The organism is Streptomyces sp. NPDC055815 (assembly GCF_053616475.1).
Genome location: NZ_JBSHDU010000065.1, coordinates 15,212 through 36,887 on the forward strand (window position 1 = coordinate 15,212; position 21,676 = coordinate 36,887).

Genomic DNA, 21,676 nt, shown 5'->3' on the forward strand with positions numbered 1-21,676 from the left:
GGTCAGGCCGTCGCCGAGCGGTACTTGCGGACCGACAGCGTCCGGAAGACCACGATGATCAGGATCGACCAGAGCAGCGAGGCCCACACCGGGTGCTGCATCGGCCAGGCGTCGGAGGTGGAGACACCGGGGTTGCCGAAGAGGACCCGGCAGGCCTGGACGGTCGCGCTGAACGGGTTCCACTCGGCGATCGGCTGCAGCCAGGAGGCCAGGTTGCTGGAGTCCACGAACGCGATCGAGATGAACGTGACCGGGAAGAGCCAGATCAGCCCGCCCGAGGTCGCCGCCTCCGGGGTGCGGACCGAGAGGCCGATCAGGGCGCCGATCCAGGAGAAGGCGTACCCGAGGAGGAGCAGGAGGGCGAAGGCGCCGAGCGCCTTGGGGACGCCCTCGTGGATGCGCCAGCCGACGAGGAGGGCGACGATCGCCAGGACGACGAGGGTGAGCGTCGTCTGGACGAGGTCGGCGAGGGTGCGGCCGGTGAGGACCGCGCCGCGGGCCATCGGCAGCGAGCGGAAGCGGTCGATCAGGCCCTTGTGCATGTCGTCGGCGATGCCCGCGCCCGCTCCGGCGGTGGCGAAGGTGACGGTCTGGGCGAAGATGCCGGCCATCAGGAACTCGCGGTAGACGGCCGGCGAGGTGGAGTTCCCGATCTGCATCGAGCCGCCGAAGACGTAGCTGAACAGCACCACGAACATGATCGGCTGGATCAGCCCGAAGACGATCATCTCGGGGATGCGGGACATCCTGATCAGGTTGCGACGCGCGATGACGAGCGAGTCGTTGACGGACTGGACGATCCCCCCGCGCGGACGCGGGGTGGTCAGCCGGTCCTCCGACCCCAGGGCGGTGGTCACTTCACGGCCTCCTTCCGGCCTTTCCCGCTCCCGGCCTTCGACGCGTCCTGCCCCTCCTCCTCGCCCCGGTCGGCCACGTGGCCGGTGAGGGAGAGGAAGACGTCGTCGAGGGTCGGGCGGCGCAGGCCGATGTCGTCGATCTCGACGTCCACGGCGTCCAGGTCGCGGATGACCTCGGCGAGCAGCTTGGCGCCGCCGGTGACGGGGACGGTGAGCTTGCGGGTGTGCTCCTCGACGGAGACCTCGCCGTGGCCGATCCCCGCGAGGCCGTAGCGGGCGAGGACGTCCCGGGCGTCGGCGATCATCTCCGGGCCGTGCACGACGACCTCGACGCGCTCGCCGCCCGTCTGGGCCTTGAGCTGGTCGGAGGTGCCGCGGGCGATGACCCTGCCGTGGTCGACGACGCAGATGTCGTGGGCGAGGTGGTCGGCCTCCTCCAGGTACTGGGTGGTGAGCAGCAGGGTCGTACCGCCGGCGACGAGTTCCTTGATGACGTCCCACAGCTCCTGGCGGTTGCGCGGGTCGAGTCCGGTGGTCGGCTCGTCCATGAACATGACCGGCGGGGAGACGACGAGGGCGGCCGCGAGGTCGAGGCGGCGGCGCATGCCGCCGGAGTACGTCTTGGCGGGCCGGTCGGCGGCGTCGGCGAGGTGGAAGCGGTCGAGCAGCTCGCCGGCCCGCACCTTCGCGGCCTGCGCCTTCATCTGGTACAGCCGGCCGACCATCTGCAGGTTCTCGCGGCCGGTGAGGTACTCGTCCACCGCCGCGAACTGGCCGGAGAGGCCGATCGAGCGGCGGACCTCGTTGGGACGTCTGAGGACGTCGATCCCGGCGACGAGGGCCCGCCCGCTGTCGGGCTTGATCAGGGTCGTCAGGACCCGCACCGCGGTCGTCTTCCCCGCGCCGTTCGGGCCGAGCAGGCCCAGGACCGTGCCCTCCGGCACGTCGAGGTCGACTCCGTCCAGAGCTCGTACGTCGCCGAAGGTCTTCACCAGACCCTCGGCGTAGATCGCGCCTGGCATGTGGATTCTCCCAGGGAGATTTCGGGCTTTTCCTCCCGATCCTAGGATTTCGGACGGGCTCCCGCCCAGTGGATCGGAACGCGACGGGCTTCCGCGGGGTGGGCGGGCCGGCCCGTCCGGGTGTCCCGGGCGGGCTCCGGGACACCTGTTGGCGTGCTGTTGGCGGGCCGTTGGCCGCGGGGGTGAGGCTGGGGTCCACGCACGGAGTACGACGACGACGGGGAGCTTGAGATGGCGGTCGGCGCACACGGAACGGGCAGGATGGGCAGGACCGGCGGGACGGGCCGGACCGGCGGGGCGGGCAGGACCGGCGGGGCGGGGGTGGCCGGCGGGGCCGGAGCGACGGGCCGGCGGGGGTGCGCGGGATGCGCCGGCGGTGACACGACGACGCCCTGGGACGAGCTGGCCGCCGAGATGCGCCGCATCAAGAACGCCACCGACCTCAGCTACGGCCGGCTCGCGCAGCGCACCCACTACAGCCGCTCCTCCTGGGAACGGTTCCTGAACCGGAAGCAGTCGCCGACCCGGGTCGCCGTCGAGGAGTTCGCCACGGCCGCCGGGACGGACCCGCGCCCGCTGCTGCTCCTCCTGGAGCACGCCCTCGCGCACGAGACGGCCGCGCGCGTACGGGGCGGGGAGCCGGCCCTCGCCCCGGCGGTCCCGGCCCTCCGGCGGGAGTCCCGCCGCCCGGGCCTCGGCCGCTCGCTGGGCCTGGTCGCGGCGGGGGCCCTGGTCGGCGGCGGCCTGGTGGGCGTCCTCGGCCGGGCGGCGCGGGGCCGCGGGGGAAGGTGAGACGGAGGGAGGAGGCGGCTCAGCCGAGCACCGTGTACCCGGCGTCCCGCAGCGCCTCCTCCACCTCCCGGCAGTGCTCCGGGCCCTTCGTCTCCAGGTGCAGCTCGACCTCCGCCTCCGTCAGGCCGAGGCGCGGATCGGTCCGTACGTGGCTGACGTCCAGGACGTTCGCGTCGACCACCGTCAGGACCGCGAGCAGCGTCGCGAGCGCCCCCGGCCGGTCCGTGACGCGCAGCCGCAGGCTCAGATAGCGGCCCCCGGCGGCCATGCCGTGCCGCAGGATCCGCTGGAGCAGCAGCGGGTCGACGTTCCCGCCGGACAGGACCGCCACCACCGGGCCCCGGAAGGACGTGGGGTCGGCGAGGAGCGCGGCCACCGGGCTCGCGCCGGCCGGTTCGACCACGAGCTTCGCCCGCTCCAGGCAGAGCAGCAGCGCCGAGGAGAGCGCGTCCTCCGAGACGGTACGGACTTCGTCGACGTACTCCTGGATCAGGGCGAACGGCACGTCGCCCGGGCGTCCGACCTTGATCCCGTCGGCCATCGTCACCGGCGAGTCGATGACCACGGGGTGCCCGGCGGCCAGTGAGGGCGGGTAGGCGGCCGCGCCCTCCGCCTGGACGCCGATCACCTTCACGTCCGGGCGCAGCGACTTCACCGCGAGCCCGATGCCGGCCGCGAGCCCGCCGCCGCCGATGCCGACGAGGACCGTCCGCACCTCGGGGCACTGCTCCAGGATCTCCAGGCCGACCGTGCCCTGTCCGGCGATGATGTCGGGGTGGTCGAAGGGGTGGATGAAGACCGCGCCGGTCTCGTGGGCGTACTCCTCCGCCGCCGCGAGCGTCTCGTCGACGACGTGGCCGTGCATCCGGACGTCCGCGCCGTAGTCGCGGGTCGCCGCGACCTTCGGCAGCGGGGCGCCGACCGGCATGAAGACGGTGGCGTGCACGCCGAGGAGTTTCGAGGCGAGCGCGACCCCCTGCGCGTGGTTGCCGGCGGAGGCCGCGACCACCCCGGCCGCCCGCTCCTCGGGCCGCAGCCCGGCGATCCGTACGTACGCCCCGCGGAGTTTGAACGAACCGGTCCGCTGGAGGTTCTCGCACTTGAGGTGGACCGGGGCTCCCACCAGCGAGGACAGATGACGGCTGCCCTCCATCGCCGTCACCCTGGCGACCCCGGCCAGCATCTTCTGCGCCCCCCGCACGTCGTCGAGCATCAGCTGGTGCAAGGGGTGTGGCATACGGAAGCTCATGACAGCAAGTCTCGCAGCTCACGGCCCCCGTGGCCGCCCGGCGGGCAGCCCGCCGGACGGGTTTGCGCAGCCCCGGTACGGACCCCGGCGGGGCCGCGTACTCTGTCCCCCACCGACCGACCACCCCCGCACGAGAGAGACCCACAGCCATGCCCACATCTCAGGACATGACCGCTGCGCTCGACCCCGGTCTCCTCGATGCCCTCCAGCACCAGGTGGCCGTCTTCGCCCGCCGCGCCGAGCAGACCCGCCTCGGCGGCACCGGCCAGCTCCGCAACTCCATGGACCGCGCGGCCTACCTCCTCCTCAACCGCCTCGACCAGGAAGGCCCGATGGGGGTGAAGGCGCTCGCGGCGGGCATGGGGATCGACTCGTCCACGGTGACCCGTCAGGTCGCCCCGCTCGTCGACACCGGCCTGGTGAAGCGGACCTCGCACCCGGAGGACGGCCGCGCCGTCGTCCTCCAGCTGTCGCCGCGCGGCCTCGCCCGCCTGGAGGAGGTCCGTTCCTCGCGCCGCCAGCTGATGGTCGAGGTCACGGAGGGCTGGACTCCGGCCGAGCGGGAGTCCTTCTGCACCCTGCTCACCCGCTTCAACACCGCCCTGTCCGCACGGCAGTCGGCGCACACGGGCCACGCGCCGGCCGGAACGGACTCCGCGCAGACCTCTTGACCCCGCCCCCGCACTGTCCTCAGATGAGGAGGTGCGAGAGCAGCAGCGCGGACGGAGCGCCGAACACGCCCGCCGCACCAGGGAGTTCGAGGCGTTCGTGGCCGGGGCCGCGGGCCGGCTGCTGCACGCCGCGACCCTGCTGACCGCCGAGACCCGGGCCCGCAACCCGTACGCCCAGGACCTGCTGACCGCCGCCCTGGCCCACACGTACGCGGTGTGGGGCCGGCTGCGCGACGAGGACCCCTACGACCTCGCGCGGCGCGAGCTCGCCGCCCGCTTCGCCCGCACCGCCTGGCGGCACCACGGCGGCCGGGGCGGGGTGCTCGCCGTGCTCTCCCCGCAGGAGCGGCTCGTCGTCGTCCTGCGGCTGTACGAGGGGGTCGCGGAGGAGCAGGTCGCGGCGCTCCTCGGCCTGCCCGAGGCCCGCGTCCGCGCCGTCTGCGCCCGCTCGGTCGCCACGCTGAGGGCCGCGGCCCGGGGCGCCACGGGGGCCGCCGCGTGAGCCCCGCCGAGAAGGCCGGGGTGCGGTGGAGGGGCCGCCGCGTGAGCCCCGCCGAGGAGGCCCGGGTGCGACGGGAGGCCGCCGCGTGAGTCGGTACGAGGACAAGGAGGCGGCGGTCCGGCGGCTGCTCGACACCCCGCACCCGCCGGTCCCCCGCGACCTGGCGCTGCGGGCGGCCGAGCGCGGGGCCCGGCGGCGCGACCACGCCCGGCGGGTACGGCGCGTGCTGTGGGCCCTCGGCGCGCTCGCCGTGCTCGCCTTCGTGGTGTGGGCCTCGGCGGTCCACCCGTGGGAGGTCCCGCCGGCGGAGACGACACCGCCGCTCGAAGGCTGGTGACGGCGGCCGGAGCCCCGGCCGCCGTCACCGGCGGAAACTGCTAACCCAGCGCCTGGCGCAGGTCGGCGAGCAGGTCCTCGACGTTCTCGATGCCCACCGAGATCCGGACCAGGTCGGCCGGGACTTCAAGGGCGGAGCCCGCGACGGAGGCGTGGGTCATGCGGCCCGGGTGCTCGATGAGGGACTCGACGCCGCCCAGCGACTCACCGAGGGTGAAGAGCTGCGCCCGGTTGCAGACCTCGACGGCCGCGTCCTCGCCGCCCTGCACGCGGAAGGAGATCATGCCGCCGAAGGAACGCATCTGCTTGGCCGCGATCTCGTGCCCCGGGTGCTCCGGCAGACCCGGGTAGAGGACCTGGGTGACCTTCGGGTGCTGGGTGAGCATCTCGGCGATCTTCTCGGCGTTCTCGCTGTGCCGGTCCATGCGCACGGCGAGGGTCTTGATGCCGCGCAGCACGATCCACGAGTCGAAGGGACCGGCGACCGCGCCCATCGCGTTCTGGTGGTAGGCGAGTTCCTCGCCGAGCGCCTCGTCCGCGGTCACCAGGGCGCCGCCGACGACGTCGGAGTGGCCGCCCATGTACTTGGTGAGCGAGTGCACGACGACGTCCGCGCCGAGCGCCAGCGGCTGCTGGAGGTACGGCGAGGCGAAGGTGTTGTCGACGACGAGCTTCACGCCGGCCTGGCGGGCGACGCCGGCGACGGCCTCGATGTCGGTGATGCCGAGGAGCGGGTTCGAGGGGGTCTCGACCCAGATCAGCTTGGTGCGCTCGTTCACCGCGGCGCGCACGGAGTCGATGTCCGAGGTGTTCGCCACGGAGAAGTCGACGCCCCAGCGCTGCACGACCTTGGCGAAGAGCCGGAACGTGCCGCCGTAGGCGTCGTTCGGGATGACCACGTGGTCGCCGGGCACCAGGAGCGTGCGCAGCAGGCAGTCCTCGGCGGCGAGGCCCGACGCGAAGGCGAGACCGCGACGGCCGCCCTCCAGGGCCGCGAGGTTCTCCTCCAGGGCGGTACGGGTCGGGTTGGCGCTGCGGCTGTACTCGTAACCGCCGCGCAGCCCACCCACGCCGTCCTGCTTGTAGGTGGACACCTGGTAGATGGGCGGGACGACCGCGCCGGTCAGCGGGTCGGCCGTGTTGCCCGCGTGGATCGCGCGGGTCTCGAAGCTCTGATGGGAGTGCTGGTCGCTCATGGGTCAGGAGCGTAGTCCCGTACGCCCCTCGCCGCTTCGTTCGTCTCACGTCCCGTCTCACCGGGTGTCCTGGACAGTGACTCCTCCCCCTCCTGGAGGCGGGGGCTTCTCGCTATGGCGTTCGGGCTTCGCGACGGACCAGCCCGGCCCGTAGAACGTTGACGGCTCCCACCGTGTCGGCGTGCGAGCTGTGGCCGCAGCCGACGCAGTGGAACGTCTCTTGTGTAGGCCGGTTCTCCTTGGCCGTGTGCCCGCATTCCGGGCACCGCCTGGAGGTGTTGCGGGGGTTCACGGCGATCACTTCCCTACCGGCGCTCTCAGCCTTGCTGGTGAGGATCGTGAGAAACACCCCCCAACCGGCATCGTTGATCGATTTGTTGAGCCCTGCCTTGGCGTTCGCTCCGTTGGGCAGAAAAGCGCCCGGCCGCTCGGGGGCGGGCTTCGGCGCGGGGGCCCTGACCATGTTGCGGATCTTGAGGTCTTCGTGCGCGATGAAGTCGTGCGCGCGAACCAGGTCAAGGGCGGTTTTGTGCGCGTGGTCAAGGCGTCGGCGGCGAACCTTGCCGTGTAGATTCGCAACCCGCTCGACGGCGCGCTGATGATTCCTCGTGCGCGCCTTGGCCTTGCGGTGAGGAAACCTCGAAAGGGCTTCTTGCGCCGCCGCGAGCTTCGCGGCTGCTGCACGACCATGACGCGGATTCTCCACGAATCCGCCATCCGAGTCAGCGAGGAAGCTGGCGAGGCCCAGGTCGATACCGATCATGCTGCCCGTCGCGGGTAGCGGCTCGGGCCGCTCCTGCTCGACCGTGAGCACGACGAACCACTTACGGCCCTCACGCTTGACCGAGACCGTTTTGACCTTGCCGAGCACGGCACGGTGCTGGTTGACCTTGACACACCCGACGCCCTGGAAGCGCACGCGAGTCACTGGGTCGTGCGGCGTGGCGTTCCAACGGCATCCGTCCCCGTCCTTCGGGAACTCCACGGTGTCGAACCAGCTCACCCCTCGAAAGCGGGGGTATCCGGGTGCTTCCCCGGACTTGACCCGCCGGAAGAAGGCCGAGAACGCCTTGTCGAGACGGCGCAGCGTCGCCTGCTGCGAACTGAACGACCACCGCCCCTGCCGTTCCGGGTCGAATGTTCGGATCTCCTTGAGCTGCGCCGACTGTGTCCCGTACCTGACGCTCGTCTTCGACACATGCCGGTAGGCGTCGCGGCGTTCCTGCAGGGCCCCGTTGTACAGCGAGCAGTGATCCCGCAACATCTCGGCAAGCGCGGCCGCCTGGCCCACGGTGGGTCGCATGACGAACTTGTACGCACGCATCACTGGACCCACCCCCGTTTCGATCAAGTGTCGTGGATCACACGACCATTGGTGTATGTCACCACGATGGGAAGCAGAACCCGATATCAGGCGGGGAAACCACGTGACGCATCGCCTTCATGCTCACTTGGTATTTGTCACCAAACATCGGGGGGAGATCTTCGCCCCCGCGATGCTCACTCGCTGCGAGGCGATCATGCGGGACGTGTGCAGGAGCTTTGGTGTGGAGCTGAGAGAGTTCAGCGGCGAGGGCGATCACGTCCGCCTGCTCGTGCACTACCCCCCGAAGGTCACCCTGTCCAAGCTGGTCAACAGTCTCAAGGGAGTCAGCTCCCGGTATCTGCGCGCGGAGTACACGGACAAGGTCGACGCGGGCTCGGCGTTCTGGGCACCGTCCTACTTCGTCGGGTCTTGCGCGGGCCCGCCACTCAGCCTCGTCGAGGACTACATCGACAGCCAGAAGCGACCCGTCTGACCATCACCCCGACGGCAGCCACACATCCGACGCTCCGAACTCCGGGCTGAGGATCACATTCCGGCCCGACCCGAAGGCCCGGAATCCCTGCGAAAATCAAGACATGGAGATTCTCTGGTTCCTGATCGCGCTCGGCCTGCTCTTCGGCGTCCTCGGTCCCTTCATGCTGCGCCGCCGGGGCGGCGGCGGGATCCGGCAGGTCGCGCCGGGTGCCCCGGACGCGGCGGACCCCGAGGCGTACGGCTTCGTGCGGCAGGAGGACCAGGACGTGCGCCTGCCCGGCGCCGACGACGAGCTCCTGCACGTCCTCGACGTCGTCCAGGCCACCCAGGACTGGCGGCCGGCCTCGCGGCTGCTCGCCGCCACCGGCACCGACGGGGAGGTGCGCTGGCAGCGCGTCCAGGCCTTCGCGGGCGCGGCCTCCCTGGAGCTCCAGGAGCGGCCCGGCGCCGGCGGGGCGTGGCTGCGGACCTGGCGGGCGGAGGCGCCGAAGGACGCGGGCGGCGCGGCGGTGCACGGCGAGTTCCTGGTGCAGCAGGCCTGGCGGTCCTCTTCGGCCGGGACGGACGACTTCCGGATCATCCTGGAGGAGGCCCTGAAGGTCACCGAGGAGGCGGCGCTCCTCGCCCCCGGCGACCCCGTCCCGTACATCACGCGGCTGGCCGTGGCCCGTGGACTCGGTTACGGCCACGAGCAGTTCGACCAGGTGTGGGCGAAGGTCATCGACCGGGCCCCGGAGCACATGGGGGCGCATCTGGCGGCCCTGCACTACTGGTGCGAGAAGTGGCACGGCTCGCGCGAGGAGGCCGACCACTTCGCGACGACGGCCGCGGCGCGCGCCCCGCGGGGTTCGCTGCTCGCCGCGCTGCCGCTGTTCGCGGTGTTCGAGCACGTGCCGGACCTGGTGATCGTGCAGGACTTCTGGCGTACGGCGGTGGTGTCCAAGGCCATGGACGGCGCGCTGTACGCGGTGCATTCGGCCCGCCCCGACGACCCGATGCTGGCCCACGTCCGCCACCTCCTCGTCTGGTTCCTCGTCCGTTCCGAGCGCTGGGCGGAGGCCATGCACCAGCTGGTCCGGGTCGACGGGCACGTGGGCGCGGTCCCGTGGACGCTGAGCGGCGACCCGGCAGCCGAGTACACGGTCTTCCGGAACCTGGCGGTCGCGGGGTACGAGGCGAACGGCGGCAGCCCGGCGACCCTGCCCCGCTGAGCTCCTCGGGCCGGCCCCACTGAGCCCCCGGACCGGCCTCCACCTGCGTAAACCCAGGGAATCCGGGTGGACGGTGTCCGCCCGCGTGGGCCATAATCCGGGCGCCCCCCACCTGCTCGTACGATGATCGTCACGCCTTTCCCGTGGGGGGAATCTGCCCGATGGGCGCCACTCTGCGCGCGCTGCGCGCCCTCGTCCTGCTGGCCGGCTTCCATCTGCTCGGCCTCCTCCTGCTCGCCCTCCTCGGCGCGCTGGACTGGGTGGCCTGGCGGTGGGCTCCGGCCGTCTGGGCGCTCAAGATGTACGCCGTCAGCTTCCTGCTCGCCGTCCCCGTCGTCCGCGGCATGCTCATGCTCCGCACCCCCCGCGACGAGGGCGTCGGCGGCGTCCCCGTCACCGAGGCCGAGGAGCCCCGGCTCTGGGCGGCCGTACGGGAACTCGCCGCGCTCGTCGGGACCCGGGCGCCCGACGAGATCCGGCTCACCGCCGACATGAACGCCGCCGTCACCGAGGACGCCCGCCTCCTCGGCCTCCTCGGCGGCACCCGCCGGCTCTACCTCGGCCTCCCCCTCGTGGCCGGGCTCTCCGAGGCCCGGCTGCGCGCCGTACTCGCCCATGAGCTCGGCCACTACGCCCACTCCGACACCCGGCTCTCCGGCATCACCGAACGCAGCCGCCTCCACGTCGCCCGTACCGTCGAACGCTTCGAGGAGAAGGCCGGCCTCAAGGTCGCCAGGGAACGCGCCCGGCAGGAACGCAAGTCCGCCCGACGGGTCGCCAAGGGCAAGACGGCCAGGAAGGTCGACACGACCGGCGTCGGCCTCACGTACCGGGTGATGGCCCGGATCTACACGACGTACGGCCGCTTCTCCATGCGCGCCACCCTGAGCGACTCCCGCCGCCAGGAGCTCGCCGCCGACCTGGCCGCCGCCCGCATCGCCGGCCGCGACGCCACCGCCTCGGCGCTCCGCGCTCTCCCGGCGCTCGACGCGGCCCACGAGCTGTACCTGAACTCGTACGCCACCCTCGGCGTCGAGTTCGGGATGCTGCCGCCGCGCGGGGAGGTCTTCGGCGGGGTGCGCCACCTGCTCGAAGCCCGCGCGGAGGAACTGGCGGGGATGTGCCTCGAACTGCCCACGGAACCCGCCACGCCGTACGACTCGCACCCGCCGACCGCCGAGCGCGTGGCCACGATCGAGTCCCTGCCCGACGACGGCCGGGCCGCGGAGGGGGACCACCCGGCCTTCGCCCTGTTCGCCTCGCCCGAGGACGTCCTGCCCGAGGTCGAGGACGCCACCCTGGCCCCGGAGGCCCTGGAGATGCGCCGCCTCGACTGGCCGGACCTGGTCCACGCGTCGATGACGGCGAGGTACGTACGGGACACGGAGGAGCTGCGGGAGGCGATCGGCGCGCGGGCGGCCGGGACCGGCCGGGCCGAGGCGCTCGACGGAACCGACCGGGCCGAGCGGCTGCGGCGGGAGGTCGAGGCGTTCCTCGACGCCGTCGACGACGGGACGGTCTGGGGCCTCGTCGACCGGCTCCCCAAGACCGAGGAGGCCGCCGCCGCGACCGGCCGGGCGGCGCGCGAGTTCGCCCGCTCCTCGCTGCGGCGCGAACTCGCCCGCCTCCTGACGACCGTGCTCGCCGTGGACGGCCGGGCCCGCTGGCAGTTCTCCTGGTCGGCCCCCACGTCCCTGGTGCTGCCCGACGGCTACGCCGAGGAGCTCCCCGCCGCCCTGGACGCGGCCATCGCGGACCGCCCGGACACCGAGCGGCTGCGCACCCTGCTGCCCGCCGCCTGACCGCCCGACAACCCCGCGCTCCCCCGTACCGAGAAAGTCACCCGGTGACCGTACTGCTCTGGATCGTCCTGACCCCGCTCGCCCTCTGCGTGGCCGCCGTCGCCCTCGTCTTCCTGGTCGCGATCGTGCGCGGCCTGGCCAGGGACGTGGGCGCGGACCCCGTCGCCGAGGAGACCGCGTCCCGCGTCGCCGCGCTCGGGCTGCTGCCCGCCGAGCGGCAGCACACCGACCTCGCGGGCCCGCGGCCGCCGGACCTCACCGTGGCCCTGGCCGCCGCCCGGGCCGGGGACTGGACGCCGGCCGCCGGGCTCCTCGACGCGACCGCGGAGGCCCGCGACTGGGAGGGCCGCGCGGCGCTCTGCGAGCGGCTCGCGGACCTGGCCGCCGAGGAGGACGAGTGGCTGCGGGCCTGGGAGGAGGCGCGGCCGGCCGACCCGGGCGCGGCCCTGGTGCGGGCGCGGGGGACGGTGTTCCTGGCGTGGAACGTACGGGGCGGGCGGCGGGACGAGGACACCACCGCCGAACAGGAGGAGGGGTTCCGCCGGGTCCTGGCCCGCTCCCGGGCGGAGCACACGCGCGCGGTGGCCCTGGCACCCGCCGAGGACCCCACGCCGTACGTGGGCGAGATCTGGACGGCACTCGGCCTCGGCCTGCCCCACGAGGAGCTGCGGCGGCTCTGGGCCGAGGTCGCGGACCGGGCCCCGCACCACTACGAGGCGCACTTCGCGGCGCTGCAGTACTGGTGCGGCAAGTGGTGCGGCTCGGCGGAGCTCGCGCGGGCCTTCGCGGTACGGGCGGCGGCCGGCGCCCCGCCCGGCAGCCTGCTCACGGCGCTCCCGCTGATCGCCCACTTCGAGCACGACACCTCGGACACGACGGACGCCGACCGCACCCCGGAGATGTACGCGGCGGTGGACGCGCTCCTCGCGGACGTGACCGCCGCCGACCCGGCCCACCCGCGCCTCCCGGAGGCCCGGCACCTGCTGGCGTACTACCTGTGGCTCCAGGACCGGCACAGGGAGGCGATGGAGCAGTTCCGGCTGGTGGACGGCTTTGTCGGCGCGCTGCCCTGGCGGTACAAGACGGATCCGGCGGAGGAGTTCTGCCGGGCCCGCGACGACTGCGCGGGGCACGTACCGGACGGGGAATCGGGCCCGTCCCCGCGGCGTTGAGAGGACTGCCGAACGTCGAGGAGAGATGCAGCATGTTCCTGTCCCGCACCCCCGTCCTCCCCACCCCCGAGCAGGCTCTGCCCGGCCGGGCCGAGCCGGAGTTCTCCGTCCCGGAGCGCCACACCGTCCTTGGCAACCCGCTCCTCGGCCCGTACCCGGAGGGCCTTGAGGTCGCCGACTTCGCGCTGGGCTGTTTCTGGGGCGCCGAGCGCAAGTTCTGGCAGACCGAGGGCGTCTGGACGACCCTCGTCGGCTACCAGGGCGGCTTCACGCGGAATCCGGCGTACGAGGAGGTCTGCTCGGGCCTGACCGGGCACACCGAGGTCGTCCGCGTCGTCTTCGACCCGACGAAGGTCTCGTACGAGTCGCTCCTGAAGCTCTTCTGGGAGTCCCACGACCCGACCCAGGGCTTCCGCCAGGGCAATGACGTGGGCACGCAGTACCGCTCGGCGATCTACACCCACTCGCCCGAGCAGGCCGCCACGGCCGAGGCCTCCCGCGAGGCCTACCAGAAGGTCCTGACGGCCTCGGGCTACGGCGAGATCACCACCACGGTCCTCCCGGCCGACGAGACCCGCCCGTTCTTCCCGGCGGAGGGCTACCACCAGCAGTACCTGGACAAGAACCCGGCCGGTTACTGCGGCATCGGCGGCACGGGCGTCTCCTGCCCGATCGGGGTCGCCAAGGCCTGACAGGGCCGCGCGGTCAGGACCGGCCGCCGCCGCAGGTCGCCGTCGAGCACCAGCGGCGGCGGCCCGTCGTGTCCAGGAAGAGCCAGCCGCAGTCGTCGCTCGGGCAGGCGCGGAGGGTGAGGCGGCGGGGGTCGGCGAGGAGGTCGGCGGCCGCGCGGGCGGTGGCCAGGAGGGGAAGGCGCAGGCCCGCGGCGGGCGGGAGGCGCCAGTGGGCGAGTCCGTCCTCGTCCAGGTCGAGGACCGCCGCCCGGGCGGCGGCCTCGGCGCATCCGGCGACGGTGCGGAAGGCGCGGAGGTCGGCGGGGTCGGTGAGACAGGCGTAGAGGGCCGTGCGGAAGGTCTTCGCCTCCGCGAGGGCGTCGGCGGCCTCGGTCGGGCGGGCGGCCGCCTCGGTCAGGAGGCGTTCGACCGTGAGGTCGTCGGTGAGGGCCTGGTGGCCGGCCCAGACGGCCAGGGTGCGGTAGGTGCGGAGCCAATCGGAGCCCGGGACGGCGGGGGCGCGGTGCCAGCCCGCGTAGGTGTTGCAGAACTCCAGGGCCGGGTGGCCGCCGGTGGACCAAGGCAGCCACTCCTCGCGGACCCGGACCGCGTAGAGCGGGGCCGGCGGGCGGTCGAGGCGGGGGTCGGCGTTCAGGATGCGTTCGTGGAGCGTGGTGAGGGCCGGGCCCGGTTCGATGCCGAGTTCGGTGACCAGGTGGTCGCGGGTGGCGCGGTGGAGTTCCAGGGCCTCGGTCTGCCGGCCGGCCCGGTAGAGGGCGGTCATGTGGGCGGCCACCAGGCGTTCCCTGCCGGGGTGTGCGCCGGCGAGCGGGGTGAGGTCGGCGAGGACCCGTTCGTGCAGGCCCATGGTGAGCTGGGCCTCGGCGCGCTGTTCCAGTGCGGTCAGGCGGAGTTCGGCGAGCCGGCCGCCGAGCCGGTCCCGCTGGGTCGCGTCGAGGGTGTCGGCGAGGAGCGGGCCGCGCCAGAGCGCGAGGGCCCCGTCGTGGCAGCGGACCTGTTCGCCCGGGTCCGCGGCGAGGGCGGCCCGGCCGGCGAGGTCGAGGAACTCCCGTACGTCCACGGTGTGTTCGGTGACGTCGACGGCGTAGCCGTCGTGGCGGGTGTCGACGGCCACCCCGTACGGCCTGAGCGCGGCCCGCAGCCGGCCGACGTAGGTGTGGAGGGCGGCGCGGGCGCCCTCGGGCGGGGCGCCGTTCCACAGGAGGTCCGCGAGCCGGTCGGTGGGGACGGGGCGGCCCGCCTCCAGGAGGAGCATCCCGAGCAGGCACCGCTCCTGACGGCGGCTGCCGAGCCGCACGGGGCGCCCTTCGTGACGGGCCTCGAAGGGGCCGAGGAGGGTGAAGTCCATGGCCGGTCACCCTAGGGCGCGGGTGGTCAGGATGTGGTCAGGGGGTGGGGGGAGAGTCGGCTCCGTTCGCGTTCCTCCTCACCTGGGAGTTCCCTTTGAAGCGACGGATTGCCGTGCCCCTGGCCGCCGTTGGCGTGCTCGCCACCCTCACCGCTCCCGCCTCCGCCTCCGATTCCGGCGGCGGCTGGGAGCCCGCCCCCTCTCCCTCCTGGTCCTATCCGGCCGGTGCCCGCTGCGACTTCGCCGTTCAGGGTTCGCCCGTGGTCGACGAGGTCGTGCGCCGTACCCTCGCCACGTACGAGGACGGTACGAAGCTCTTCGAGTACAAGGGCGAGCTCGTGGTCCGGGTCGTCAACTCCGCGACCGGTGCGTCGTACGACGCGGACGCGAGCGGTCGGGCGGTGGTCGAGGTCCGGCCGGACCGCTCCCAGTCCTGGTACGTCGTCGGCCCGATCCTGGCGGGCTTCGGCGAGGGCGGCGGGAACGTGCCGCGCGGCCTGTACACGGTGGACGGGGCCTACACCCTGGAGGTCTCCCCCACCGGCTACAAGACGCTGAACCTGATCCACGGCTCGACGGATTCGCTCTGCGCCAAGGTCAGTTGACGGCCGCGCGCAGCCGGGCCGCGGTGGCCGCCGCCTCGTACCCCTCCGGGACGCCCTCGATCAGGAGGACGTCGCCGGCCATGTGGCGGGTGCGGAGCGGGACGAGGGCCTGGTAGGGCTCGGAGTCGTACCAGCCGCGGGCGTCCTCGTACGTCGGGAAGCCGATGATCACGAGGGCGCCGGGCCAGGTGCCCTCGCGGACCTCGCGGGCGGGGGCGCCGTGGACGAGGAAGCGGCCGCCGAAGGGGTCCAGGGTGTCCTGGATGCGCTCCATGTACGTGAAGACCTCCTCGTCGAGGACGGGCTTCGGGTGCAGGTTTCCGATGGCGTATGCGGTCATGGCGCAAGCGTGCCGGGGCATGCCGTACCGGGTCGATTACCCCGCACGTCATGCCCCGGCCCGCCGGACGCCCTGGGGCGTCAGATGGTCGCCGTGTCGATCACGAAGCGGTAGCGGACGTCGCTCTTCACGACCCGCTCGTAGGCCTCGTTGATCTGGTCCGCGCGGATCAGTTCGATCTCGGCGCCCAGGCCGTGCTCGGCGCAGAAGTCGAGCATCTCCTGGGTCTCGGCGATGCCGCCGATCATCGAGCCCGCGAGGGTCTTGCGGCCGCCGATGAGGGAGAAGAGGCCGACCTTGACGGGCTCCTCGGGGGCTCCGACGTTCACCAGGGCGCCGTCCGTCTTGACCAGGCTCAGGTAGGCGTCGAAGTCGAGCGACGCCGAGACCGTGGAGATGACCAGGTCGAAGGTGCCGGCGAGCTTCGTGAAGGTCTCCGGGTCGGAGGTCGCGTGGAAGTGGTCGGCGCCCAGCTTGAGGCCGTCCTCCTGCTTGCGCAGCGACTGGCTGAGGACGGTCACCTCGGCGCCGAGCGCGTGGGCGATCTTGACGCCCATGTGGCCGAGGCCGCCGAGGCCGACGATCGCGACCTTCTTGCCGGGGCCCGCCTGCCAGTGGGCGAGCGGCGAGTAGAGGGTGATGCCGGCGCAGAGCAGCGGGGCGGCCTCGTCGAGGCCGATGCCCTCGGGGATACGCAGGGTGTAGTTCTCGTCGACGACGATATGGGTGGAGTAGCCGCCGTAGGTCGGCTCGCCGTTCTTGTCGAGGGCGTTGTACGTGCCGGTCATGCCGTTCACGCAGTACTGCTCCAGGCCGCGCAGGCAGTACTCGCACTCTCGGCAGGAGTCGACGAAGCAGCCGACGCCGACGCGGTCGCCCACCTGGAACTTCGTGACGCCGGGGCCGACCTCGGCGACGATGCCGGCGATCTCGTGGCCGGGGACCATCGGGAAGATGCCCTCGCCCCAGCCGTTGGTGGCCTGGTGGATGTCGGAGTGGCAGATTCCGGCGTACTTGATCTCGATGAGGACGTCGTGCTCGCCGACGGGCCGGCGCGGCACGGTGGTGCGCTCCAGCGGGGCGTTGGCGGCGGGTGCGGCGTACGCGGGGACGGTGGTCACGTTCGTGGTCATGCGTCCAGCCTGCCGGGGCGCGGGGACCGTACCCAGCCACCTGTTCTGCCTACGACCGGTGTGCCTACCACTGGCAGGGTCAGGAACGTACGTCCGTCCGGGCGGCCCGGGGGCGATAATCGGGCGGTATGGACCTCAGTGCCGAACTCAGTGAATTCCTGCGCTCCCGGAGGGCCCGGCTGAAGCCGCAGGACGTGGGCCTGCCGGAGTTCGGCCGGCACCGGCGGGTGCCGGGGCTGCGCCGCGAGGAGCTGGCGCAGCTGGCGGGGGTGTCCGTGGCGTACTACACCCGGCTGGAGCAGGGCAACGGGCGGAACGTGTCCATGGAGGTCCTGGACTCGATCGCGCGGGCGCTGCGGCTGAGCGACACCGAGCGGGCACATCTGACGCATCTGGCGAAGCCGACGGTGAAGAAGCGGCAGCGGGCGGCGATCGCGCGTCCGCAGCGGGTGCGGCCGGGGCTCCAGCACCTCCTGGACGCCATGGACGGGGTGCCTGCGTTCGTGCTGGGCCGCCGGGGCGACATCCTGGCCTGGAACCGGATGGCGCGGGCCCTGATGGGCGATTTCGAGGCCTGGGAGCCGGGCGACCGGAACATCGCCCGGATGATCTTCCTGGAACCGAACGCGCGCGATCTCTACGCCGACTGGGAGTGCAAGGCGGTCGAGGTGGTCAGCGCGCTGCGGCTGTACGCGGGCTGCTACCCGGACGACAAGGAGCTGCTCGCGCTGGTCGGCGAGCTGTCGGTGCGCAGTGAGGAGTTCCGCTCGCTGTGGGCGGCGCACACGGTGGCCGACAAGGGGCACGGGCAGAAGCGGCTGCGGCATCCGCTGGTGGGCGAGATGACGCTGTCGTACGAGTCGCTGAAGGTGGCCGGGGACGATCCGGACCTGATGCTCGTGACGTACCACGCGGAGCCGGGGACGCCCTCGGCGGACGCGCTGCGGCTGCTCGCGCAGTGGGGTGTGGACGAGGCCGTGGACGTACGGAAGTGACAGGAGAAGGGCCCCCTCCCGCTGCGGGAGGGGGCCCTTCTCACGTACGGCTTCGGATCAGACCGCGGAGCCGGCCTTCCACTCCGACCAGCTCATGTTCCAGCCGTTGAGGCCGTTGTCGGGCTTGATCGTCTTGTCGTTGGAGTTCTTGACGATGACGACGTCGCCGATGAGCGAGTGGTCGAAGAGCCAGGCGGCCGTCTGGTTGGGGTCGCCGGCGCCCTTGACGTCGGCGAGGCCGACGCAGCCGTGGCTGGTGTTCACGCTGCCGAAGATCGACCGCGCGCCCCAGTAGTTGCCGTGGATGAAGGTGCCGGAGGTGGACAGGCGCATGGCGTGCGGCACGTCCTTGATGTCGTACTCGCCCTTGCCGTCGTCGTCGGTGAAGCCGACGGTGGCGCCGTTCATCCGGGTCTCCTTGAACTTCTCGGAGATCACCATCTGACCGTTGTAGGTGGTGTTCTCCGGGGAGCCGGCGGAGATCGGGATGGTCTTGATCGTCTTGCCGTCCTGCTTGACCGTCATGGTCTTGGTGGCGACGTCGACGGTCGAGACCTGGTTGCGGCCGATCTTGAAGGTGACGGTCTTCTGCTGGACGCCGAAGACGCCGTCAGCGCCCTCGACGCCGTCGAGGTTCAGCTTCAGCGTGACGGTCGAGCCCTCGGTCCAGTACGCGTCGGGGCGGAAGTCCAGGCGCGTCGAGCTGAACCAGTGGCCCACGACCTCCTGGCCGGAGCTGGACGTGACGGTGATGCCGCCCTGGACGGCCTTCTTGTCGGTGATCGCCTTGTTGAAGTTGATCGAGACCGGCATGCCGACGCCGACGGTCGAGCCGTCCTCGGGCGTGAAGTTGCCGATGAAGCTGTTGGCCTGCGAGACGGTGGTGAACGAGGAGTTCTCGTGGGCCTCCAGGCCCTCCGCGTCGGTGGCGGTGGCGGCGATCTTGTAGACCGTGGCCCGCTTGAGCGGCCCGCTCGGCTTCCAGCTGAGCCCGTCGGCCGCTATGTCGCCCTTGACCTCGGCGCCCTCGGCGGAGGTCATGGTGACCTCGGTGAGCTTGCCCTCGGTCACGGTGACCTTGGCGTCGTTGTTGATGGAGGCGTTCTGCGCGCCGTTCTTCGGCGAGATGGTGATCTGCGCCTTGGAGGTCTTCTGTGCGGCCGCCTCGTCGACCTGAGCCTGTGACTGCGGCGTCGCGGAACCGGAGGCGCTGCCGTCCTTGTCCCCGTCGTTGCACGCCGAGAGCACGAGTACGCCGCTGAGCACCGCGGCCGCGGCCGCCAGGCTCCTGCGGCGCTTGCCGACCGTCATCACACGCTTCTCCATCGTCGCCGGTTCCCTGCCAACATCTTCTATGAACGCCCATGACACCCCGTCCGGTTCCGTGACCGGAGGGTTTGTGGGGAACACCACTGATCCACACGCGCGGGCGGAGCATCCGGTTCCCCAGGCCGCGGAAAGGCCCCGGGACGGCGTCCCGGGGCCCGCGAACAGGGCGGATACCGGCCCTACGGCTGGTCGTCGTCTTCCTCGGCACCATCTTCCTCGCCGAGGTCCCACTCCAGCGCATCGGGGTCGTAATCGATCTCCTCGCTGGACCAGGAGGCCTGGACCATCTCGATGCCGGGGACGTCGCGGATCAGATCGAAGGGCTCGACGAGATAGGCGAGCGCCTCGGCGCTGTCCTCGCGGGCGGCCTCGCGCGCGTGCACCCGCTCCTCCTCGGGCATGAACTCGTCGGCGTCGATCCGGGCCTCGGCGGCCTCGGTCAGTTCGGCCGGTCCGTCGATCTCCAGGACGACATCGACGCGAAGGCGGACATAGCGTGCGTTCTCAGATGTGCTCATGGGTCGGAGCGTAGGGGTCCGGAGGGGCTCGGCTTTCCCGCGACCCGCTGTGTTCCGTAGCATCGGCGCACCGACCAATTCGCGGTTTCCGCAAGGGGGATCGAAATTTCCGTGTCCGCCGCCCGACGCCCACTGCTGACCGCCACCGCCGCGGGGACGCTGCTGTGCGCCCTGTGGTTCGTGCCGTCCGCGAACGCCACCGACGAGCAGGGCGGAGCGCGGGTCGGGGTGACGCGGGACGCCGGCCTCGGGGACGACGGACGGCTGGCCGAGACGGGGGGCGGGGACACCACGCCGTATCTCCTCGGCGGGACCGGTTTCCTGGGGGTCGGGGCGGGTTTCGTGGCGCTCGCGATGCGGCGCCGGGGCCGCGCCTACTGAGCTCCGCACGCATGCGGGAAGGGCCGCCCCCGGATGCCGGGGGCGGCCCTTTCGTACAGCTCGTGGTTACGCCAGCGGGCCGGTGACCGGCTCCACGGCCGCGACCAGCTTCCCCTCGCGTACGAAGGCGTCGGCGGCGGCCAGGTCGGGGGCGAGGAACCGGTCCGGGCCCGGGCCCTCGACGCCGGCCGCGCGCAGGGCGTCGATGACGGCCTGCGAGGCGGGCGCCGGGGTCAGGCCGGCGCGGAGCTCGACGCCGCGGGTGGCGGCATACAGCTCGACCGCGATGATCCGGTTGAGGTTGCCGATCGCGGTGCGCAGCTTGCGGGCGGCGGACCAGCCCATGGAGACGTGGTCCTCCTGCATCGCGGAGGACGGGATGGAGTCGGCGGAGGCCGGGACGGCGAGCCGCTTCATCTCGCTGACCAGGGCGGCCTGCGTGTACTGGGCGATCATCAGGCCCGAGTCGACGCCGGCGTCGTCCGCGAGGAACGGCGGGAGGCCGTGCGAGCGGTTCTTGTCGAGGAGCCGGTCGGTGCGGCGCTCGGCGATGGAGCCGAGGTCGGCGGCGGCGATCGCGAGGAAGTCGAGGACGTACGCGACGGGGGCGCCGTGGAAGTTGCCGTTGGAGCGGACCTCGCCGCTGGTCAGGACGACCGGGTTGTCGACGGCGGCGGCGAGCTCGCGCTCGGCGACGAGCCGGGCGTGGGCCATGGTGTCGCGGCCGGCGCCGGCGACCTGCGGGGCGCAGCGCACCGAGTAGGCGTCCTGGACGCGGGGGGCCTCGCCGGCCTGGGCGTGGCCGGTGAGGCCGGAGCCCTTGAGGACGGCCAGCATGTTGGCGGCGGAGGCGGCCTGGCCGGGGTGCGGGCGGATGGCGTGCAGCTCGGGCTCGAGGACCCTCTCGGTGCCGAGGAGGGCTTCGAGGGAGAGCGCGGCGGTGACGTCGGCCGACTTGAAGAGCGTGTCGAGGTCGGCGAGGGCCATGATCAGCATGCCGAGCATGCCGTCCGTGCCGTTGAGGAGGGCGAGGCCCTCCTTCTCCTTGAGCTCGACGGGCGCGATGCCGGCGGCGGCGAGGAGCTCGCCGGCGGGCTTGACCACGCCGTCGGGGCCTTCGGCGTCGCCCTCGCCCATGAGCGCGAGGGCGCAGTGGGAGAGCGGGGCGAGGTCGCCGGAGCAGCCGAGGGAGCCGTACTCGTGGACGACCGGGGTGATGCCGGCGTTGAGGACGTCGGCCATGGTCTGGGCGACCTCGGGGCGGACGCCGGTGTGCCCGGAGGCGACGGTCTTCAGGCGGAGGAACATCAGGGCGCGCACGACCTCGCGCTCGACGCGCGGGCCCATGCCGGCGGCGTGCGAGCGGACGATGTTGCGCTGGAGCTGGGCGCGGAGCTCGTGGCTGATGTGACGGGTGGCGAGCGCGCCGAAGCCGGTGGAGACCCCGTAGACGGGCTCGGGCTTGGCGGCGAGCGCGTCGACGATGTCACGGGCGGCGGCGAGGGCGTTCACGGCCTCGGTCGACAGCTCGACGCGGGCGCCGTGGCGGGCGACGTCGATGACGTCCTGCGGGGTCGTGCCGGACGTGCCGAGGACGACTGTCTGCATATCCATATTCAGCACCCTACGGATTGAAGACGTGCATGTCACTAGTCGATTTCGTCACCGTCCCTCCAGGGGACGGACCCTTACCGAACCGATCCTCTCCGACGGGCCTCCGGTCC

General features: G+C 72.4%; 23 protein-coding genes. 12 read left to right on the forward strand and 11 right to left on the reverse strand.

Annotation, left to right across the window (positions count from 1 at the left end; all coding sequences use genetic code 11):
* Positions 1–2 precede the first annotated feature (2 nt).
* Together ACWGN5_RS31450 and ACWGN5_RS31455 are read right to left on the reverse strand one after the other, a co-directional pair.
* Positions 3–857: an ABC transporter permease gene (locus ACWGN5_RS31450; RefSeq protein ID WP_453521498.1), complete on the reverse strand. Its 855-nt coding sequence runs from the start codon at positions 855–857 to the stop codon at positions 3–5.
* Positions 854–1,879, reverse strand: a complete 1,026-nt coding sequence (locus ACWGN5_RS31455) for an ATP-binding cassette domain-containing protein (RefSeq protein WP_453521499.1) — start codon at positions 1,877–1,879, stop codon at positions 854–856. Before ACWGN5_RS31455 ends, ACWGN5_RS31450 begins: the two co-directional genes overlap by 4 nt.
* A 231-nt stretch (positions 1,880–2,110) precedes the next feature.
* Between ACWGN5_RS31455 and ACWGN5_RS31460 the strand changes: the two genes are divergently transcribed.
* Positions 2,111–2,671 (forward strand): helix-turn-helix domain-containing protein, encoded by a 561-nt coding sequence (locus ACWGN5_RS31460; RefSeq protein WP_453521501.1) that lies wholly within the window; start codon positions 2,111–2,113, stop codon positions 2,669–2,671.
* 19 nt (positions 2,672–2,690) lie between these two features.
* Here the strand turns inward: ACWGN5_RS31460 and ilvA are convergent, their stop codons facing one another.
* Positions 2,691–3,920, reverse strand: a complete 1,230-nt coding sequence (gene ilvA / locus ACWGN5_RS31465; protein ID WP_453521503.1) for a threonine ammonia-lyase — start codon at positions 3,918–3,920, stop codon at positions 2,691–2,693.
* 149 nt (positions 3,921–4,069) lie between these two features.
* Here ilvA and ACWGN5_RS31470 point away from each other — a divergent pair, with 149 nt between their 5' ends.
* The 3 genes from ACWGN5_RS31470 to ACWGN5_RS31480 all read left to right on the forward strand — a co-directional run bounded on the left by ACWGN5_RS31470 (position 4,070) and on the right by ACWGN5_RS31480 (position 5,430).
* Positions 4,070–4,591: a MarR family winged helix-turn-helix transcriptional regulator gene (locus ACWGN5_RS31470; protein WP_453521505.1), complete on the forward strand. Its 522-nt coding sequence runs from the start codon at positions 4,070–4,072 to the stop codon at positions 4,589–4,591.
* Between the two features lie 31 nt (positions 4,592–4,622).
* Positions 4,623–5,093, forward strand: coding sequence for a sigma factor-like helix-turn-helix DNA-binding protein (locus tag ACWGN5_RS31475; RefSeq protein ID WP_453521507.1), 471 nt, complete (start codon positions 4,623–4,625; stop codon positions 5,091–5,093).
* An 85-nt stretch (positions 5,094–5,178) separates the two neighbouring features.
* Positions 5,179–5,430, forward strand: coding sequence for a hypothetical protein (locus ACWGN5_RS31480; protein ID WP_453521509.1), 252 nt, complete (start codon positions 5,179–5,181; stop codon positions 5,428–5,430).
* A gap of 40 nt (positions 5,431–5,470) precedes the next feature.
* Here the strand turns inward: ACWGN5_RS31480 and ACWGN5_RS31485 are convergent, their stop codons facing one another.
* Both ACWGN5_RS31485 and ACWGN5_RS31490 read right to left on the reverse strand, forming a co-directional pair.
* Positions 5,471–6,625, reverse strand: coding sequence for a cystathionine gamma-synthase (locus ACWGN5_RS31485; protein ID WP_453521512.1), 1,155 nt, complete (start codon positions 6,623–6,625; stop codon positions 5,471–5,473).
* A 112-nt stretch (positions 6,626–6,737) separates the two neighbouring features.
* Positions 6,738–7,952, reverse strand: coding sequence for an RNA-guided endonuclease InsQ/TnpB family protein (locus tag ACWGN5_RS31490; RefSeq protein ID WP_453521515.1), 1,215 nt, complete (start codon positions 7,950–7,952; stop codon positions 6,738–6,740).
* Between the two features lie 52 nt (positions 7,953–8,004).
* Here ACWGN5_RS31490 and tnpA point away from each other — a divergent pair, with 52 nt between their 5' ends.
* From tnpA to msrA, 5 genes are all read left to right on the forward strand, one after another.
* Positions 8,005–8,424: an IS200/IS605 family transposase gene (gene tnpA, locus ACWGN5_RS31495; protein ID WP_453521518.1), complete on the forward strand. Its 420-nt coding sequence runs from the start codon at positions 8,005–8,007 to the stop codon at positions 8,422–8,424.
* A 103-nt stretch (positions 8,425–8,527) separates the two neighbouring features.
* Entirely contained in the window at positions 8,528–9,637 is a 1,110-nt protein-coding gene (locus ACWGN5_RS31500) for a hypothetical protein (protein ID WP_453521521.1), read from the forward strand.
* 161 nt (positions 9,638–9,798) lie between these two features.
* On the forward strand, positions 9,799–11,439 hold the full coding sequence (locus ACWGN5_RS31505; protein WP_453521524.1) for a M48 family metallopeptidase: 1,641 nt from the start codon (positions 9,799–9,801) through the stop codon (positions 11,437–11,439).
* A gap of 44 nt (positions 11,440–11,483) precedes the next feature.
* Entirely contained in the window at positions 11,484–12,611 is a 1,128-nt protein-coding gene (locus ACWGN5_RS31510) for a hypothetical protein (protein ID WP_453521527.1), read from the forward strand.
* Positions 12,612–12,643: 32 nt separating this feature from the next.
* Complete coding sequence (gene msrA, locus ACWGN5_RS31515) at positions 12,644–13,303, forward strand: peptide-methionine (S)-S-oxide reductase MsrA (RefSeq protein WP_453521530.1); 660 nt, start codon at positions 12,644–12,646, stop codon at positions 13,301–13,303.
* Between the two features lie 13 nt (positions 13,304–13,316).
* Here msrA and ACWGN5_RS31520 read toward each other — a convergent pair whose 3' ends face one another.
* On the reverse strand, positions 13,317–14,651 hold the full coding sequence (locus tag ACWGN5_RS31520; RefSeq protein ID WP_453521533.1) for a BTAD domain-containing putative transcriptional regulator: 1,335 nt from the start codon (positions 14,649–14,651) through the stop codon (positions 13,317–13,319).
* A 95-nt stretch (positions 14,652–14,746) separates the two neighbouring features.
* Between ACWGN5_RS31520 and ACWGN5_RS31525 the strand changes: the two genes are divergently transcribed.
* Positions 14,747–15,256, forward strand: coding sequence for a hypothetical protein (locus ACWGN5_RS31525; protein ID WP_453521535.1), 510 nt, complete (start codon positions 14,747–14,749; stop codon positions 15,254–15,256).
* Here the strand turns inward: ACWGN5_RS31525 and ACWGN5_RS31530 are convergent.
* A complete protein-coding gene (locus ACWGN5_RS31530) occupies positions 15,249–15,596 on the reverse strand; it encodes a DUF1330 domain-containing protein (protein WP_453521538.1) in 348 nt (115 codons plus the stop codon). The genes ACWGN5_RS31525 and ACWGN5_RS31530 overlap by 8 nt on opposite strands.
* Before the next feature lie 80 nt (positions 15,597–15,676).
* Complete coding sequence (locus ACWGN5_RS31535; protein WP_453521540.1) at positions 15,677–16,729, reverse strand: NAD(P)-dependent alcohol dehydrogenase; 1,053 nt, start codon at positions 16,727–16,729, stop codon at positions 15,677–15,679.
* A gap of 128 nt (positions 16,730–16,857) precedes the next feature.
* Here ACWGN5_RS31535 and ACWGN5_RS31540 point away from each other — a divergent pair, with 128 nt between their 5' ends.
* Positions 16,858–17,724: a helix-turn-helix domain-containing protein gene (locus tag ACWGN5_RS31540; protein ID WP_453521542.1), complete on the forward strand. Its 867-nt coding sequence runs from the start codon at positions 16,858–16,860 to the stop codon at positions 17,722–17,724.
* Between the two features lie 57 nt (positions 17,725–17,781).
* Here ACWGN5_RS31540 and ACWGN5_RS31545 read toward each other — a convergent pair whose 3' ends face one another.
* Entirely contained in the window at positions 17,782–19,050 is a 1,269-nt protein-coding gene (locus ACWGN5_RS31545) for a L,D-transpeptidase (RefSeq protein ID WP_453521545.1), read from the reverse strand.
* A 182-nt stretch (positions 19,051–19,232) separates the two neighbouring features.
* Complete coding sequence (locus tag ACWGN5_RS31550; protein WP_369146147.1) at positions 19,233–19,571, reverse strand: hypothetical protein; 339 nt, start codon at positions 19,569–19,571, stop codon at positions 19,233–19,235.
* A 111-nt stretch (positions 19,572–19,682) separates the two neighbouring features.
* On the opposite strand from ACWGN5_RS31550, the gene ACWGN5_RS31555 reads away from it, so the two are divergent.
* Complete coding sequence (locus tag ACWGN5_RS31555; protein ID WP_453521548.1) at positions 19,683–19,952, forward strand: hypothetical protein; 270 nt, start codon at positions 19,683–19,685, stop codon at positions 19,950–19,952.
* A 66-nt stretch (positions 19,953–20,018) separates the two neighbouring features.
* Here ACWGN5_RS31555 and hutH read toward each other — a convergent pair whose 3' ends face one another.
* The gene (gene hutH / locus ACWGN5_RS31560) at positions 20,019–21,560 is read right to left on the reverse strand and encodes a histidine ammonia-lyase (protein ID WP_453521572.1); all 1,542 of its coding nucleotides are present in this window, start codon (positions 21,558–21,560) and stop codon (positions 20,019–20,021) included.
* Positions 21,561–21,676 lie beyond the last annotated feature (116 nt).